General features: G+C 58.2%; 14 protein-coding genes. 9 read left to right on the plus strand and 5 right to left on the minus strand.

The features are described from left to right. Window positions 1-84 precede the first annotated feature (84 nt). The 3 genes from AS136_RS17050 to abgT all read left to right on the plus strand — a co-directional run bounded on the left by AS136_RS17050 (window position 85) and on the right by abgT (window position 4,490). Window positions 85-1,395 carry a M20 family metallo-hydrolase gene (locus tag AS136_RS17050; protein WP_012541883.1) on the plus strand — a complete coding sequence of 437 codons (1,311 nt, stop codon included), beginning with the start codon at window positions 85-87 and terminating at the stop codon, window positions 1,393-1,395. Further along, window positions 1,395-2,840, plus strand: coding sequence for a M20 family metallopeptidase (locus AS136_RS17055; RefSeq protein WP_023322535.1), 1,446 nt, complete (start codon window positions 1,395-1,397; stop codon window positions 2,838-2,840). Before AS136_RS17050 ends, AS136_RS17055 begins: the two co-directional genes overlap by 1 nt. A gap of 123 nt (window positions 2,841-2,963) precedes the next feature. Further along, entirely contained in the window at window positions 2,964-4,490 is a 1,527-nt protein-coding gene (gene abgT / locus AS136_RS17060; RefSeq protein ID WP_022065675.1) for a p-aminobenzoyl-glutamate transporter, read from the plus strand. A gap of 32 nt (window positions 4,491-4,522) precedes the next feature. On the opposite strand, the gene AS136_RS17065 is transcribed toward abgT, so the two are convergent. Beyond that, the gene (locus AS136_RS17065) at window positions 4,523-4,681 is read right to left on the minus strand and encodes a hypothetical protein (RefSeq protein WP_012541886.1); all 159 of its coding nucleotides are present in this window, start codon (window positions 4,679-4,681) and stop codon (window positions 4,523-4,525) included. Window positions 4,682-4,938: 257 nt separating this feature from the next. Between AS136_RS17065 and ogt the strand changes: the two genes are divergently transcribed. The 3 genes from ogt (at window position 4,939) to uspE (ending at window position 7,490) form a co-directional block, all read left to right on the plus strand. Further along, window positions 4,939-5,454: a methylated-DNA--[protein]-cysteine S-methyltransferase gene (gene ogt, locus AS136_RS17070; RefSeq protein WP_023322534.1), complete on the plus strand. Its 516-nt coding sequence runs from the start codon at window positions 4,939-4,941 to the stop codon at window positions 5,452-5,454. A gap of 194 nt (window positions 5,455-5,648) precedes the next feature. Then, a complete protein-coding gene (fnr, locus tag AS136_RS17075) occupies window positions 5,649-6,401 on the plus strand; it encodes a fumarate/nitrate reduction transcriptional regulator Fnr (protein WP_002903394.1) in 753 nt (250 codons plus the stop codon). 138 nt (window positions 6,402-6,539) lie between these two features. Further along, window positions 6,540-7,490 (plus strand): universal stress protein UspE, encoded by a 951-nt coding sequence (gene uspE, locus AS136_RS17080; protein WP_008805063.1) that lies wholly within the window; start codon window positions 6,540-6,542, stop codon window positions 7,488-7,490. Between the two features lie 117 nt (window positions 7,491-7,607). On the opposite strand, the gene AS136_RS17085 is transcribed toward uspE, so the two are convergent. The 3 genes from AS136_RS17085 to pntA form a co-directional block, all read right to left on the minus strand. Then, window positions 7,608-7,796, minus strand: a complete 189-nt coding sequence (locus AS136_RS17085) for a YdiH family protein (protein WP_004887037.1) — start codon at window positions 7,794-7,796, stop codon at window positions 7,608-7,610. A gap of 148 nt (window positions 7,797-7,944) precedes the next feature. Beyond that, window positions 7,945-9,333, minus strand: coding sequence for a Re/Si-specific NAD(P)(+) transhydrogenase subunit beta (gene pntB, locus AS136_RS17090; RefSeq protein WP_012541888.1), 1,389 nt, complete (start codon window positions 9,331-9,333; stop codon window positions 7,945-7,947). Window positions 9,334-9,343: 10 nt separating this feature from the next. Then, entirely contained in the window at window positions 9,344-10,873 is a 1,530-nt protein-coding gene (gene pntA, locus AS136_RS17095; protein ID WP_022065678.1) for a Re/Si-specific NAD(P)(+) transhydrogenase subunit alpha, read from the minus strand. A 521-nt stretch (window positions 10,874-11,394) separates the two neighbouring features. On the opposite strand from pntA, the gene ydgH reads away from it, so the two are divergent. The 3 genes from ydgH to folM all read left to right on the plus strand — a co-directional run bounded on the left by ydgH (window position 11,395) and on the right by folM (window position 14,664). Then, entirely contained in the window at window positions 11,395-12,345 is a 951-nt protein-coding gene (gene ydgH / locus AS136_RS17100; RefSeq protein ID WP_008805066.1) for a DUF1471 family protein YdgH, read from the plus strand. Between the two features lie 177 nt (window positions 12,346-12,522). Then, window positions 12,523-13,905 carry an amino acid permease gene (locus AS136_RS17105; protein WP_012541893.1) on the plus strand — a complete coding sequence of 461 codons (1,383 nt, stop codon included), beginning with the start codon at window positions 12,523-12,525 and terminating at the stop codon, window positions 13,903-13,905. Window positions 13,906-13,941: 36 nt separating this feature from the next. Continuing rightward, window positions 13,942-14,664, plus strand: a complete 723-nt coding sequence (folM, locus tag AS136_RS17110; RefSeq protein ID WP_012541894.1) for a dihydromonapterin reductase — start codon at window positions 13,942-13,944, stop codon at window positions 14,662-14,664. Here folM and AS136_RS17115 read toward each other — a convergent pair. Next, window positions 14,661-14,996 (minus strand): GlpM family protein, encoded by a 336-nt coding sequence (locus AS136_RS17115; protein ID WP_008805069.1) that lies wholly within the window; start codon window positions 14,994-14,996, stop codon window positions 14,661-14,663. The genes folM and AS136_RS17115 overlap by 4 nt on opposite strands. Between the last annotated feature and the right edge of the window lie 2 nt (window positions 14,997-14,998).

Consider the following 14,998-nt stretch of genomic DNA (forward strand, 5'->3'; position numbering starts at 1 on the left):
ATACGGCCTGTAAAACGCAAGTGATAAACAAAAGCTATCACATCGTGAGCACCGTCACATTTTTTACTTATGACAGGATGAGCTATGCCGCAACTTGATGAATACCTCCACCAGCTGGCGCCGGCCATGATCCAATGGCGCCGTGATTTTCACCTGCACGCGGAATCCGGCTGGCTGGAATTCCGCACTGCCAGCAAGGTGGCGGAGATCCTCGACGGGCTCGGCTATCAGCTGGCGCTGGGGCGCGATGTCATCGATGCCGATAGCCGGATGGGGCTGCCGGACGAGGATACCCTGGCCCAGGCTTTCGAGCGCGCCCGCGAACAGGGCGCGCCGGAACGCTGGCTGCCGGCGTTTGAAGGCGGTTTCGCCGGCGTGGTCGCCACGCTCGACACCGGGCGGCCCGGCCCAACCCTGGCCTTCCGCGTCGATATGGATGCCCTTGACCTCAATGAACAGCACGACGACAGCCACCGCCCTCATCGCGACCATTTCGCCTCCTGCAACGCCGGCATGATGCACGCCTGCGGCCATGATGGCCATACCGCCATCGGGCTGGGCCTGGCGCATGTCCTGAAGCAGTATGCCGCGCAGCTCAACGGGGTGATCAAACTGATTTTCCAGCCCGCTGAAGAGGGCACCCGCGGCGCCCGGGCGATGGTGGCCGCCGGCGTGGTGGATGACGTGGATTACTTCACGGCGATCCATATCGGGACCGGTGTGCCGCCAGGTACCGTCGTCTGCGGCGGCGACAACTTTATGGCCACCACTAAATTCGACGTGCAGTTCAGCGGCGTGGCCGCCCACGCCGGCGGCAAGCCGGAGGAGGGGCGCAACGCGCTGCTGGCCGCCGCCCAGGCCGCTCTTGGCCTGCACGCCATCCCGCCGCACAGCGCCGGCGCCTCGCGGGTCAACGTCGGGGTGATGCAGGCGGGCACCGGGCGCAACGTGGTGCCCTCTTCCGCGCTGTTAAAAGTGGAAACCCGCGGCGAAAGCGAAGCCATTAACCAGTACGTGTTCGAGCGGGCGCAGCACGTCGTCGCCGGGGCGGCGGCGATGTACGAAGCCCGCTACGAACTACGCATGATGGGTGCGGCGACCGCCAGCGCGCCGTCGCCGGCGTGGGTGGACTATCTGCGCGAACAGGCCGCCCGTGTGCCCGGCGTGCAACAGGCGGTGGATCGTATCGCCGCCCCGGCGGGCTCGGAAGACGCCACCCTGATGATGGCCCGGGTCCAGGCGCGCGGCGGCCTCGCCTCGTACATGATTTTCGGCACCGAACTGAGCGCCGGTCACCACAACGAGAAGTTTGACTTCGACGAGAGCGTCATGGCGCTAGCGGTAGAAACTCTGGCGCGTATCGCGCTTAACTTTCCCTGGCAGCGGGGGGTGTAATGGAAGCCATTTTTCAGTTTGTGGACGAGATGATTGAGACGCGACGCGAGGCGTACTGCGCCATCGCCGATGACATCTGGGATCACCCGGAGACCCGCTTTGAGGAGTACTGGTCCGCCCAACGCCTGGCGGATGCGCTGGAGGCAGAAGGTTTTCAGCTCACTCGCGATGCGGGTGGGATCCCGAATGCCTTTATCGCCAGCGTCGGCGAAGGCCAACCGGTGATTGCCCTGCTCGGCGAATTTGACGCCCTGGCGGGCCTCAGCCAGCAGGCGCACTGCGCGGAACCGACACCCTCGACACCGGGAGCCAACGGCCACGGCTGCGGGCACAATCTGCTCGGTACGGCGGCATTCGCCGCGGCGGTCGCCGCCAAAGCCTGGCTGCAACAGCATGGCGGCGCGGGCACGCTGCGCTTCTATGGTTGTCCCGGCGAGGAAGGCGGATCGGGAAAAACCTTTATGGTGCGCGAAGGGTTGTTTGATGATGTCGATGCGGCGCTGACCTGGCATCCGGAAGCCTGGGCCGGGATGTTCAGCACCCGCACCCTCGCCAATATTCAGGCGGCATGGCGTTTTACCGGCACCGCCGCCCACGCTGCGAATTCGCCGCACCTGGGCCGGAGCGCGCTGGATGCCGTCACTCTGATGACCACCGGCAGCAACTTCCTCAATGAACATATCATCGAGAAGGCGCGGGTCCATTATGCCATTACCGATACCGGCGGTGTCTCGCCCAACGTAGTGCAGGCTCAGGCGGAAGTTCTGTATCTGATCCGCGCGCCGGAGATGGCCGACGCGGAGCAGATCTTCGCCCGCATCGAGAAGATTGCTCAGGGGGCCGCGCTGATGACCGAGACCCAGGTCAGCTGCCGCTTTGAAAAAGCCTGCTCCAGCTATCTCCCCAACCGCACGCTTGAAGCGGCGATGTATCAGGCAGTCTGTCATTACGGTCCCCCCGCCTGGAGCGACGAGGAGCGCGCTTTTGCCGCGGCTATACGCGCCACCCTCAGCGCCAACGATATTAACAACAGCCTGAACAATATTGCCGGCACCAGTGGGGAGGAAGGCAAAACGTTCGCTCGTCGCCACCGCGACACGCTGCTGATTGATGAGGTGGCGCCCTGGGCGGCCACGGATAACGTCCTCGCCGGCTCCACTGACGTCGGCGATGTCAGCTGGAAAGCGCCGGTGGCTCAGTGCTTCAGCCCGTGCTTCGCGGTGGGAACCCCGCTGCACAGCTGGCAGCTGGTGAGTCAGGGCAGAACCTCCATCGCCCATAAAGGGATGTTGCTGGCGGGGAAAGTGCTCGCGGCGACCGCGATCCGTTTATTCAGCGACAGCGCCCTGCTGGCGGCCAGCCAGCAAGAACTCAGGCAGGTACTGGCCGAACGCCCCTATCGTTGCCCGATCCCGGCGGAGGTGAGTCCGTCCGTTTTACGATAACCACTTAAGACAGGCTACTCCTGGCCAACGCTGACCGGCATCGCGGCACGCACCGACCATAATAACCGCCGGCAGTACGGGAGCAGGCCTGCCCAACACAACAACGACAACAGAGGAACGCCCATGAGTATGTCATCCATACCGTCGTCTTCCCCCGGCGGAAAGCGCTATGGCTGGGTAGAGAAGATCGGTAACAAAGTCCCGCACCCGTTTTTGCTGTTTATCTATCTTATCGTGGCGCTGATCGCGGCTACGGCGATACTTTCCGCCTTCAACGTCGGGGTGCAGAACCCTACGGATGGTTCACGGGTGGTGGTCAAAAATCTGCTCAGCGTGGAAGGGTTGCACTGGTTTTTGCCCAACGTCATTAAAAACTTCAGCGGTTTCGCGCCGCTGGGGGCGATCCTCGCCCTGGTGCTGGGCGCCGGCTTCGCCGAGCGGGTGGGCCTGTTACCCGCACTGATGGTGAAGATGGCCTCTCACGTCAGCGCCCGCTATGCCAGCTATATGGTGCTGTTTATCGCCTTCTTCAGCCATATCTCTTCTGACGCGGCGCTGGTAATTATGCCGCCGCTGGGCGCGCTGATGTTCCTCGCCGTCGGTCGGCATCCTGTCGCCGGCCTGTTGGCGGCGATTGCCGGTGTGGGCTGCGGCTTTACCGCCAATTTACTGATCGTCACCACCGACGTACTGCTCTCGGGGATCAGCACCGAGGCGGCAAAATCCATCGATGCCTCTTTGCACGTCAGCGTGATCGACAACTGGTACTTTATGGCGACCTCGGTGATCGTCCTGACGCTCGTCGGCGGACTGATCACCGATAAGCTGGTGGAGCCGCGGCTGGGCCAGTGGCAAGGCAGTCGTGATGAAAAGCTGCAGACCCTGACGCCCGAGGAGCGTTTCGGCCTGCGCATCGCCGGCGTGGCAACGCTGGTATTCGTGGCGGTCGTCGCCCTGATGGTGGTCCCCGAGAACGGTATTCTTCGCGACCCGGTTCAACATACGGTCATGCCCTCGCCGTTTATCAAAGGCATCGTGCCGCTGATTATCTTTTTCTTCTTTGTCGTGTCGCTGGCATACGGCATCGCCACCGGCAAAATTCGCCGCCAGGCCGACCTGCCGCAGCTGATGATTGAGCCGATGAAAGAGATGGCCGGGTTTATCGTGATGGTCTTCCCGCTGGCGCAGTTCGTGGCGATGTTCAACTGGAGCAACATGGGCAAGTTTATGGCCGTCGGTCTGACGGACCTGCTGGAGAGCGCCGGGATGAACGGCGTCCCGGCGTTTGTCGGGCTCGCGCTGCTGTCGGCTTTTCTGTGTATGTTTATCGCCAGCGGCTCGGCCATCTGGTCGATTCTGGCGCCGATCTTCGTGCCGATGTTTATGCTGCTGGGCTTTCACCCGGCCTTTGCGCAGATCCTCTTTCGCATCGCCGATTCATCGGTGCTGCCGCTGGCGCCGGTGTCGCCGTTTGTGCCGCTGTTTCTCGGCTTCCTACAGCGCTACCGACCGGATGCCCGCCTCGGCACCTACTACTCGCTGGTGCTCCCTTACCCGCTGATTTTTCTTGCCGTCTGGTTACTGTTGCTGGTGGGATGGTATCTGGTGGGACTGCCGATCGGCCCGGGTATCTATCCGCGTCTTCCTTAACCTGCTGGCAGGCCAGGGATGGCCGTATAGCCTTAACGCGACACCTTCGTTTTCACTTTGCTGGCCGCATGATCCACACTGGCTAATTTATAGAAAAGCGCTTTGTACACCCTTTCAAACACCAGGGTCAGACCGTGGATCGCTAAGCCGCTGATGATCAATACCAGTACGCCAGTCAGTATATATTGCATAGCCCCACCTCTGAGTGATTAACAGCGCCGCGCTGAGGCGTCGGCACCCTACCAGGCGCGTGAAGCACCGGTATCGTCAGTTAAAAAGTAGCAAAAACCATGCCCGATAACCCGCCAGGATCGATCCAAAAATAAATCATCGTGGCTTACGCAGAGCGCCAGCCCGTGATGCGGCTTTATCTTTTGGGAGTATAGTTGACTGTCGTCAGCGCGTGGTATCGTGTGCCCCTCATGTACGATGGTGGATGACAGAAACGATGTTGACCTTGCTGCAGGATAAAATGGATACCCCGCTGGGGCCGCTGTGGGTACTTTGCGACGAACAGTTTAATTTGCGCGCCGTCGAGTGGGACGAGCACCGCGATCGGATGGAAACCCTGCTCGACGTTCACTATCGACGGGAAGGCTATCAGCGCGTCGACTGCCGCAACCCAGGCGGCCTCAGCAGTAAGCTGAACAACTATTTCGCCGGCGATCTGGCGATTATCGATACCCTGGCTACCGCCACCGCCGGCACCCCGTTCCAGCGCCAGGTCTGGCAGGCGTTACGCGATATCCCCTGCGGCCAGGTGATGCACTATGGCCAACTGGCCGAGGCGCTCGGACGCCCCGGCGCCGCGCGCGCGGTGGGCGCCGCCAATGGCGCCAATCCGGTGAGTATCGTGGTGCCCTGCCATCGGGTCATCGGGCGTAACGGTACCCTGACCGGCTATGCCGGGGGCGTGCAGCGAAAAGAGTGGTTATTGCGCCATGAAGGGTATCTTTTACTTTGACTGAAAATGCCTTTTCTGGAATCTTCAGGTAATTTTACAATCAAACATAGCGAAATAATCTATTGCTTATCAAGCAGATATACATCCGTTTTGATTTACCCTGCTGATATTACGTGTTTCCGGGTCTGAAGACTTACCTGCTGATCAAAAAGATGTTAAAATTGACCAATATCAATTAAGGCCTGAGCAGACATATGATCCCTGAGAAGCGAATTATTCGACGCATTCAGTCTGGCGGTTGTGCTATCCATTGTCAGGATTGCAGTATCAGCCAGCTCTGCATCCCCTTTACTCTGAACGAGCATGAGCTTGATCAGCTGGATAATATTATCGAGCGGAAAAAGCCTATCCAGAAAGGTCAAACCTTGTTCAAAGCCGGTGATGAGCTGAAGTCGTTGTACGCTATTCGCTCCGGGACCATCAAAAGCTACACCATCACTGAGCAAGGTGATGAGCAGATCACCGGCTTCCATCTGGCGGGCGATCTGGTGGGCTTCGACGCCATCGGCACCGGTCTGCACCCGAGCTTTGCGCAGGCGCTGGAAACCTCGATGGTCTGCGAAATCCCCTTCGAAACCCTTGACGATCTTTCCGGAAAAATGCCGAATCTGCGTCAGCAGATGATGCGCCTGATGAGCGGCGAGATTAAAGGCGACCAGGATATGATCCTGCTGCTTTCCAAAAAGAATGCCGAAGAGCGCCTGGCGGCGTTTATCTACAACCTCTCTCGTCGTTTCGCCCAGCGCGGCTTCTCACCCCGTGAGTTCCGCCTGACCATGACCCGCGGCGACATCGGTAACTATCTCGGCCTCACTGTCGAAACCATCAGCCGTCTGCTGGGGCGTTTCCAGAAAAGCGGCATGCTGGCAGTGAAAGGCAAATACATCACTATTGAAAACAGCGATCTGCTGGCCCAGCTGGCCGGTCAGGCGCGCAACGTCGCTTAATCTCTGCGCACCACCTGGTCACGATCGGCAATTTTTTAAGATTTGTTGATCTGACCAGGCTCCTCCCCTGTTTCAATTCATCCATATAGGTTATCTTTTTAGTAACTGACGGTAGCTGCAGTTGTAAGGAGACCCTGTATGGCGAAGTATCAGAGCATGCTGGTAGTAATCGATCCTAACCAGGACGACCAGCCGGCACTTAGGCGCGCGGTGTACTTGCACCAACGGATTGGTGGACGCATCAAAGCCTTTTTGCCGATCTATGATTTTTCTTATGAAATGACCACCCTGCTGTCGCCGGACGAACGCACGGCGATGCGCCAGGGCGTTATTGCCCAACGTACAGCCTGGATCCGCGAGCAGGCGAAATTCTATATTGAATCGGGTGTGCCGATAGACGTAAAAGTGGTGTGGCACAACCGCCCCTTCGAAGCCATTATTCAGGAAGTTATTAGCGAGAAACACGACCTGCTGTTGAAGATGGCCCACCAGCACGACAAACTGGAGGCAGTGATCTTCACACCCACCGACTGGCATCTGTTGCGTAAGTGCCCCTGCCCGGTGTGGATGGTAAAAGACCAACCGTGGCCGGAAGGTGGCAAAGCGCTGGTCGCGGTCAATCTCGCCAGCGAAGAGAATTATCACAACACCCTGAACGAAAAGCTGGTTCGGGAAACGCTGTCGCTGGCGCAAGAAGTCAACCATACCGAAGTACATCTCATCGGCGCCTACCCGGTAACCCCCATCAATATCGCGATTGAGCTCCCGGATTTTGATCCCAGCGTCTACAACGACGCCATTCGCGGTCAGCACCTGCTGGCGATGAAAGCGCTGCGGCAGAAGTTTGGCATCGATGAGAAATTCACCCACGTGGAAAAAGGCCTGCCTGAGGAGGTGATCCCGGATCTCGCCGAGCATCTGCAGGCGGGGATCGTGGTGCTGGGAACGGTCGGACGTACCGGCCTGTCAGCGGCGTTCCTCGGCAATACCGCGGAACAGGTGGTCGATCATCTGCGCTGTGACCTGCTGGTACTCAAACCGGAGGCCTACCAGACGCCGGTGGAACTGGACGACGACGACGACGATTAACCCTCTTCTCGTACCGCTCATCTTCCCCCGCCTCGCGGGGGATTTTTTTTGCTTGCTGCCAGTCAGGCACAAAAAAAGGGCCGCTGGCGGCCCCTGTCACTGTCCAGCGAGAATGGCTTAGTGGATACCCAGACGCCAGGCCAGATCGATCTCTTCTTTCAGCTCCAGCGATGAGAGCGCCATCAGGTCAGCAAACTCCAGCTCCAGCAGTTTCAGCTTTTTCAGATACTGCGCTGGGGTCATGACGGTAGTGTCGCGGCGTAAGAATTCGATGGCCATCTGCGTTGGGGTTAACTCGGTATCCATAATATCCTCTGTCTGATGTAATAACCGGGACATTATATCATCTCTCACCGCTTATTTTATGAACAATTCCAGGCATCTCTCCGCATATAAAAAAGCCGTCTCACAGGAGACGGCTTATAAACAAACGTTGTAAAACAAGCGTGCTACATTACAGCGCTTTCAGGATCGCATCGACGCTGGCTTTCGCATCCCCAAACAGCATATGGGTGTTCTCTTTGAAGAACAGCGGGTTCTGTACGCCGGCGTAGCCAGTGTTCATCGAACGCTTAAAGACCACCACGTTCTGCGCTTTCCAGACTTCCAACACTGGCATACCCGCGATAGGGCTCTTCGGATCGTCCTGCGCCGCCGGGTTGACGGTGTCGTTGGCGCCAATCACCAGCACGGTGTCGGTATCGCTGAAATCGTCGTTGATCTCATCCATCTCCAGCACGATGTCGTAAGGCACTTTGGCTTCCGCCAGCAGCACGTTCATATGCCCCGGCAGACGCCCGGCCACCGGGTGAATACCAAAGCGTACTTTGATACCCCGCGCCCGCAGCTTCTCGGTAATTTCTGCCACCGGATACTGCGCCTGGGCCACCGCCATACCGTAGCCAGGGGTGATGATCACCGACTGCGAGTTTTTCAGCATCTCCGCTGTCTCTTCCGCGCTAATCTCGCGATGTTCGCCCACTTCTTCATCGCCGCCGCTGGAAGACCCATCGGTGCCGAAGCCGCCAGCAATCACGCTGATAAAGGAGCGGTTCATCGCCTTACACATAATGTAAGAGAGGATGGCACCGGAAGAACCCACCAGCGCGCCGGTGACGATCAGCAGGTCATTGCTCAGCATAAAGCCCGCTGCCGCTGCCGCCCAGCCCGAGTAGGAGTTGAGCATGGAAACCACCACCGGCATATCCGCGCCGCCGATAGAAGCCACCAGGTGCCAGCCGAAGGCCAGCGCGATCGCGGTCATCACCAGCAGGCACAGGACCTGGGTACCAGTGCTGTCGGCGCGAACAAAAATCACCATCAGCACGAAGGAGACCACCAGCGCCGCCAGGTTCAGCTTATGGCGATTGGGCAGCATCAGCGGCTTCGAGGAAATTTTGCCGCGCAGTTTACCAAACGCCACCACCGAACCGGTGAAGGTGACTGCACCGATGAAGATGCCGAGGAACACTTCGGTCAAATGGATATTGACCAGAATCTGCTCCATCCCGGTTTCATGCTGCAGGTAGCTGTTAAAACCCACCAGCACCGCCGCCAGGCCCACGAAGCTGTGCAGGATAGCCACCAGCTCCGGCATCTCGGTCATCTCGACCTTTTTCGCCAGACGAATACCGATCGCCCCACCGATCACCATCGCGAGGATGATCCAACCGACGTTGCCGGCGTCCGGCCCCAGAATCGTGGCGATCAGGGCGATAGCCATCCCGGCGATGCCGAAATAGTTGCCCTGCTGCGACGTTTCGTGTTTCGACAGACCCGCCAGGCTGAAAATAAACAGGATTGCGGCAACAATGTATGCAGCTGTAACTAATCCACCAGACATGTGCTACCCCTTATCCTTTGCGAAACATTTTCAGCATGCGCTGAGTCACGGTAAAACCACCGAAAATATTAATGCTGGCGATCAGTACCGCGATAAAGCTCAGGAAGCTGACCCAGCCCCCGTGGCCTATCTGCAACAACGCACCAACAACGATAATGCCCGAAATCGCGTTCGTCACCGACATCAGCGGCGTATGCAGCGCATGGGAGACGTTCCATACCACGTAGTAACCTACTACGCAGGCCAGCGCGAAGACGGTGAAATGGCCAAGAAACTCTTTTGGCGCGACGTTCGCCAGCCAGCCGAAGAGGATAATCGCCAGCGCTATCAGGGCATATTTACGCCATGGGGACACCGGTTTTGCCGCTTCTTTCGGCGCTTCCACTTTTTTCGCTGCAGCCTGCGGCTGAGCGGAGACCTGAATCGGCGGCGCCGGCCAGGTGATTTCGCCTTCGCGCACCACGGTCACGCCGCGCACCACCACATCATCGAAATCGATAACAATGTTGCCATCTTTCTCTTTGCACAGCAGCTTCAGCAGGTTAACCAGGTTGGTACCGTAGAGCTGGGAAGACTGGGTCGGCAGACGGCCCGGCAGATCGGTGTAACCAATAATTTTCACGCCGTTGGCGGTGGTGACCACTTCGCCGGGCACGGTGTACTCACAGTTGCCGCCATTTTGCGAGGCGAGGTCGACCACCACGCTGCCCGACTTCATGGAGTCGACCATCTCGCGGGTGATCAGTTTCGGTGCCGGTTTACCCGGAATTAACGCCGTGGTGACGATGATATCGACATCTTTCGCCTGGGCGGCGAACAGCGCCATTTCGGCCTTAATAAAGGCCTCAGACATCACCTTGGCGTAGCCGTCGCCGCTGCCGGCTTCCTCTTTAAAGTCCAGCTCGAGGAACTCGGCGCCCATACTCTGCACCTGCTCCTTCACTTCCGGACGGGTATCGAAGGCGCGGACGATAGCGCCCAGGCTGTTGGCGGCGCCAATCGCAGCCAGACCGGCCACCCCGGCGCCGATGACCATCACCTTCGCGGGCGGAACTTTGCCTGCCGCCGTAATCTGTCCGGTAAAGAAACGGCCGAATTCATGGGCCGCTTCCACGATTGCACGGTAGCCGGCAATGTTTGCCATTGAACTGAGCGCATCCAGCGACTGGGCGCGAGAAATACGCGGCACCGAATCCATCGCCATCACGTTGATATTACGGGCCGCCAGTTTTTCCATCAGCTGCGGGTTTTGCGCAGGCCAGATAAAACTTATCAGCGTGGTTCCCGGATTCAGCAGTGCAATTTCATCGTCATTTGGAGCATTGACCTTGAGGATGATGTCAGACTGCCAGACCTCGTTGCCCGCGACGATCTCAGCCCCTGCCTGGGTAAAGGCGGCATCGTCAAAGCTGGCCAGTTTCCCGGCCCCGCTTTCTACCGCGACGCTAAAGCCGAGTTTAAGCAATTGCTCAACGGTCTTCGGCGTGGCGGCGGCCCGGGTCTCCTGGGCTAGCCTCTCTTGTGGTACACCAATACGCATAGTTTTCCCTTCCATCGGTTTTTGATGATGGTTTACTTTTCTGACCAACAACGACAAGACGGCGAAATCTTCCTCGCCATCTTCCGCTGTCTGCAAAATGAAACAGTAACAAACTTTTTATAACCTACTGAAAATAGCGATTGTGATCTACAGCGATAAAACAGAAATTTTGATTTTATTGCTTATTGTCAGCACAGATGGTTCCGGGCAGCAATATTTACCTGAATTTCTCACTCAGGCCTGATAATCCGCTTATCCAGCGTGATAAAACGCCATTTATCGCCATTGAGATCATTGTATTAACATTACGTTAACTAATAAAAGTGGTATCGATTATCGTTTTTGCTGGTCAAGCGGCTGTTTTTTCAACATATCGAAAAATGTTATCTTTCCGTAGTATACGATTCGGGCGGCAAGCAAAAAATGACGCAGACAGTCACAACGATTAAATGCAATAATCAAACGTTTTCAGTCAACAACAACACCAGTATATGGTTTGCGCAAGGCAAAGGATTATTTTTATGAAGCTTAAAAACACCCTCCTGGCGTCTGCTCTCCTGACAACCGCCACGTTGTCTGCCCATGCAGCGACCGAGTTGACCCCGGAGCAGGCGGCTGCGCTGAAGCCCTACGATCGCGTTGTCGTCACCGGCCGGTTTAATGCCATTGGCGACGCGGTACAGGCGGTATCGCGTAAAGCCGACAAAGACGGCGCGGCCTCATTCTATGTTGTCGACACGTCGGACTACGGCAATGGCGGCAACTGGCGCGTCACGGCTGACCTCTATAAAGACAACGCGCCGCAAGCGGATGCGCCGAAAAATCGCATCATCAATGGCGTGGTAGAACTGCCGAAAGATCAGGCCGTGACGCTGATGCCTTACGACACTGTCACCGTTCAGGGCTTCTATCGCAGCCAGCCGGAAGTCAACGATGCCATCACCAAAGCGGCAAAAGCGAAAGGCGCCTATGCGTTCTTTATCGTGCGCCAGGTGGATGCCAACCAGGGCGGCAACCAGCGCATTACCGCTTATATCTATAAAAAAGATGCTGAAAAACGCGTGCTGCAGAGCCCGGACGCCATCCCGGCAGACTCTGACGCCGGTCGCGCGGCGCTGGCCAAAGGCGGTGAAGCCGCGAAAAACGTGGAAATCCCGGGCGTCGCCACCACCGCAGCTGTAGGCTCAGGCACTGGCGTCGGTCGTTTCTTCGAGACCCAGTCTTCCAAAGGCGGGCGTTACACTGTCACGCTGCCGGACGGCACCAAAGTGGAAGAAGTGAACAAAGTGACCGCGGCGCAAATGGTGCCGTTCGATAATATCCAGTTCACCGGCAACTACGGCAACATGACGGAAATCTCCTATCAGACGGCGAAACGCGCGGCGAAGAAAGGGGCGAAGTACTACCACATCACCCGTCAGTGGCAGGAACGCGGCGGCAACATCACCATCAGCGCTGATTTGTACAAATAATCACTGCTGGCTGGCTAAAAAGGCGGCGCAATGCCGCCTTTTCATTTTTTTTCATCCCCCGCCATTGCATGGCTCCCGGACACTCCGTAAAATCCCGCGCCTTAGCGCAATCCTCCATTTTTATGCGATTTCGCAAAATAAATATTCTGGAACAGCCATTTTCACCTCGGGAATGCAATGGAAAAGAAACTGGGCCTGAGCGCCCTGACCGCCCTGGTCCTTAGCTCAATGCTCGGCGCTGGCGTATTCAGTTTGCCGCAAAATATGGCTGCCGTAGCCAGCCCCTCCGCTTTGCTTATCGGCTGGGCCATCACCGGCGTCGGGATCCTGTTCCTCGCCTTCGCCATGCTGCTGTTAACCCGCATTCGCCCCGACCTCGACGGCGGGATCTTCACCTACGCCCGCGAAGGGTTCGGTGAGCTGATTGGCTTCTGTTCCGCCTGGGGATACTGGCTCTGCGCGGTGATCGCCAACGTCTCCTATCTGGTCATCGTCTTTTCGGCGCTCAGTTTCTTCACCGATACCCCTGAGCTGCGCCTGTTTGGCGATGGCAACACCTGGCAGTCTATCGCTGGCGCTTCGGTTTTGCTGTGGGTTGTCCATTTTCTGGTCCTGCGCGGCGTGCAGACGGCGGCGGGGATTAACCTGGTGGCCACCCTCGCCAAACTCCTGCCGCTGGGCGCGTTTATCGCGCTCGCCGCCCTGGCCTTCCAGCTGGATACGTTCCGCCTCGATTTCCGCGGACTGGCGCTGGGAATCCCCGTGTGGGAGCAGGTTAAAAACACCATGCTGATCACCCTGTGGGTGTTTATTGGCGTGGAAGGTGCCGTCGTGGTTTCTGCCCGCGCCCGACACAAGCGCGATGTCGGTCGCGCAACGCTGCTGGCGGTGCTCTCCGCCCTCACGGTCTATCTGCTGGTCACCCTGCTGTCGCTGGGCGTGGTGCCGCGCAGCGAACTGGCCGGTATGCGTAACCCGTCGATGGCGGGACTGATGGTCAACATGATGGGTTCGTGGGGAGAAATCGTGATTGCGGCGGGCCTGATCGTGTCGGTGTGTGGCGCCTACCTGAGCTGGACGATTATGGCTGCGGAAGTGCCTTTCCTGGCCGCCACGCATAAAGCCTTCCCGCGCCTGTTTGCCCGCCAGAACAGCAACAATGCCCCGTCCGCCTCGCTGTGGCTGACCAATATCAGCGTTCAGGTATCGCTGGTGCTGATCTGGTTGACCGGGTCGGACTACGGCACCCTGCTGACCATCGCCTCAGAGATGATCCTCGTTCCCTATCTGCTGGTCGGCGCCTTTCTGCTGAAAATCGCCACTCGCCCGCTGCACAAAGCGGTGGGTATCGGCGCCTGCATTTATGGCTTATGGTTATTATACGCGTCGGGACCTGTGCATTTGCTGTTGTCGGTGGTACTTTACGCTCCGGGTCTTCTGGTCTTTTTGTACGCTCGACGTACGCACCAGCACGATCGTTCGCTCAAACGCCGCGAATTGGCGCTAATTGGTTTATTGCTGGTTGCCGCTGTGCCGGCAACGTGGATGCTGGTGGGGTAAGCGCTCGCCCTGCCGCAGAACGCATAGGAGATACCCATGGCTGAACAACAGCCCCGCCCGGTTCTGATCACAGGAGGAGGCCGCCGCATCGGTCTCGCGCTGGCACACCATTTTCTGCTGCAACACCAGCCGGTCATCGTCAGCTATCGCACGCCCTATCCGGCGATCGATGGCCTGCGCGACGCGGGCGCCCTCTGTCTGCAGGCCGATTTCAGCAGCGATGACGGCATACTGACCTTCGCCGAAGCGGTCAAATCGCACACCAGCGGCCTGCGCGCCATCATCCACAACGCCAGCGACTGGATGGCGGAGAAGCCGGGGGTAGCGCTGAGCACAGTGATCAACCGCATGATGCAGATCCACGTCCATGCCCCCTATCTGCTCAACCACGCGCTGGAGGATCTGCTGCGCGGCCACGGCCATGCCGCCAGTGATATTATCCATATTACCGATTACGTCGTGGAGCGCGGCAGCGATAAACATATCGCCTACGCCGCCAGCAAAGCCGCGCTGGACAATATGACCCGCTCCTTCGCCCGCAAGCTGGCGCCGGAGATCAAGGTCAACGCCATCGCCCCGTCGCTGATTATGTTTAATGAGGGTGACGACGAAGCCTATCGTCAGCAGGCGCTGGATAAATCGCTGATGAAAATCGCCCCAGGCGAAAAAGAGATTAGCGACCTTATCGACTATCTGTTTACCAGCCGCTACGTCACCGGCCGGTCCTTCGCCGTCGACGGCGGCCGCCCGCTGCGCTAGTGGAAGTGGTTCCAGCCCAGGATTAACAGCCAGGCGCATAGCCCCCAGCATCCCACCGCGCCTGCCAGCGCCAACGGCAGGCGCATGATCCCGGTGAAGTACCACAGCGATACCAAATAGACAAAATAGGGAATAATCGACCACATGCCGAACACGATGGTGGCGCGCAGGGCTTCAATACCGCGCTCGCTGGCGACGATATAGTGGGCGATGAGCGCAAAGGTAGGAAACAGCGGGATCAGCCCGGCGAGAGCGTAATTTTTCGTTTTTGCCAGCACGCCAATCAGCACCACCACCAGCGCACCCAGCAGCCCTTTGATTAACAGCCCCATGT

The organism is Klebsiella sp. D5A, from assembly GCF_001620885.1.
Classification (GTDB): Bacteria; Pseudomonadota; Gammaproteobacteria; order Enterobacterales; family Enterobacteriaceae; genus Klebsiella; species Klebsiella variicola.

Bases quoted from the DNA above. Each gene is read 5' to 3' on its own strand.
- AS136_RS17050 (WP_012541883.1), top strand. From the start codon at position 85: ATGCCGCAACTTGATGAATACCTCCACCAGCTGGCGCCGGCCATGATC.
- AS136_RS17055 (WP_023322535.1), top strand. From the start codon at position 1,395: ATGGAAGCCATTTTTCAGTTTGTGGACGAGATGATTGAGACGCGACGC.
- abgT (WP_022065675.1), top strand. From the start codon at position 2,964: ATGAGTATGTCATCCATACCGTCGTCTTCCCCCGGCGGAAAGCGCTAT.
- AS136_RS17065 (WP_012541886.1), bottom strand. From the start codon at position 4,681: ATGCAATATATACTGACTGGCGTACTGGTATTGATCATCAGCGGCTTA.
- ogt (WP_023322534.1), top strand. From the start codon at position 4,939: ATGTTGACCTTGCTGCAGGATAAAATGGATACCCCGCTGGGGCCGCTG.
- fnr (WP_002903394.1), top strand. From the start codon at position 5,649: ATGATCCCTGAGAAGCGAATTATTCGACGCATTCAGTCTGGCGGTTGT.
- uspE (WP_008805063.1), top strand. From the start codon at position 6,540: ATGGCGAAGTATCAGAGCATGCTGGTAGTAATCGATCCTAACCAGGAC.
- AS136_RS17085 (WP_004887037.1), bottom strand. From the start codon at position 7,796: ATGGATACCGAGTTAACCCCAACGCAGATGGCCATCGAATTCTTACGC.
- pntB (WP_012541888.1), bottom strand. From the start codon at position 9,333: ATGTCTGGTGGATTAGTTACAGCTGCATACATTGTTGCCGCAATCCTG.
- pntA (WP_022065678.1), bottom strand. From the start codon at position 10,873: ATGCGTATTGGTGTACCACAAGAGAGGCTAGCCCAGGAGACCCGGGCC.
- ydgH (WP_008805066.1), top strand. From the start codon at position 11,395: ATGAAGCTTAAAAACACCCTCCTGGCGTCTGCTCTCCTGACAACCGCC.
- AS136_RS17105 (WP_012541893.1), top strand. From the start codon at position 12,523: ATGGAAAAGAAACTGGGCCTGAGCGCCCTGACCGCCCTGGTCCTTAGC.
- folM (WP_012541894.1), top strand. From the start codon at position 13,942: ATGGCTGAACAACAGCCCCGCCCGGTTCTGATCACAGGAGGAGGCCGC.
- AS136_RS17115 (WP_008805069.1), bottom strand. From the start codon at position 14,996: ATGGGGCTGTTAATCAAAGGGCTGCTGGGTGCGCTGGTGGTGGTGCTG.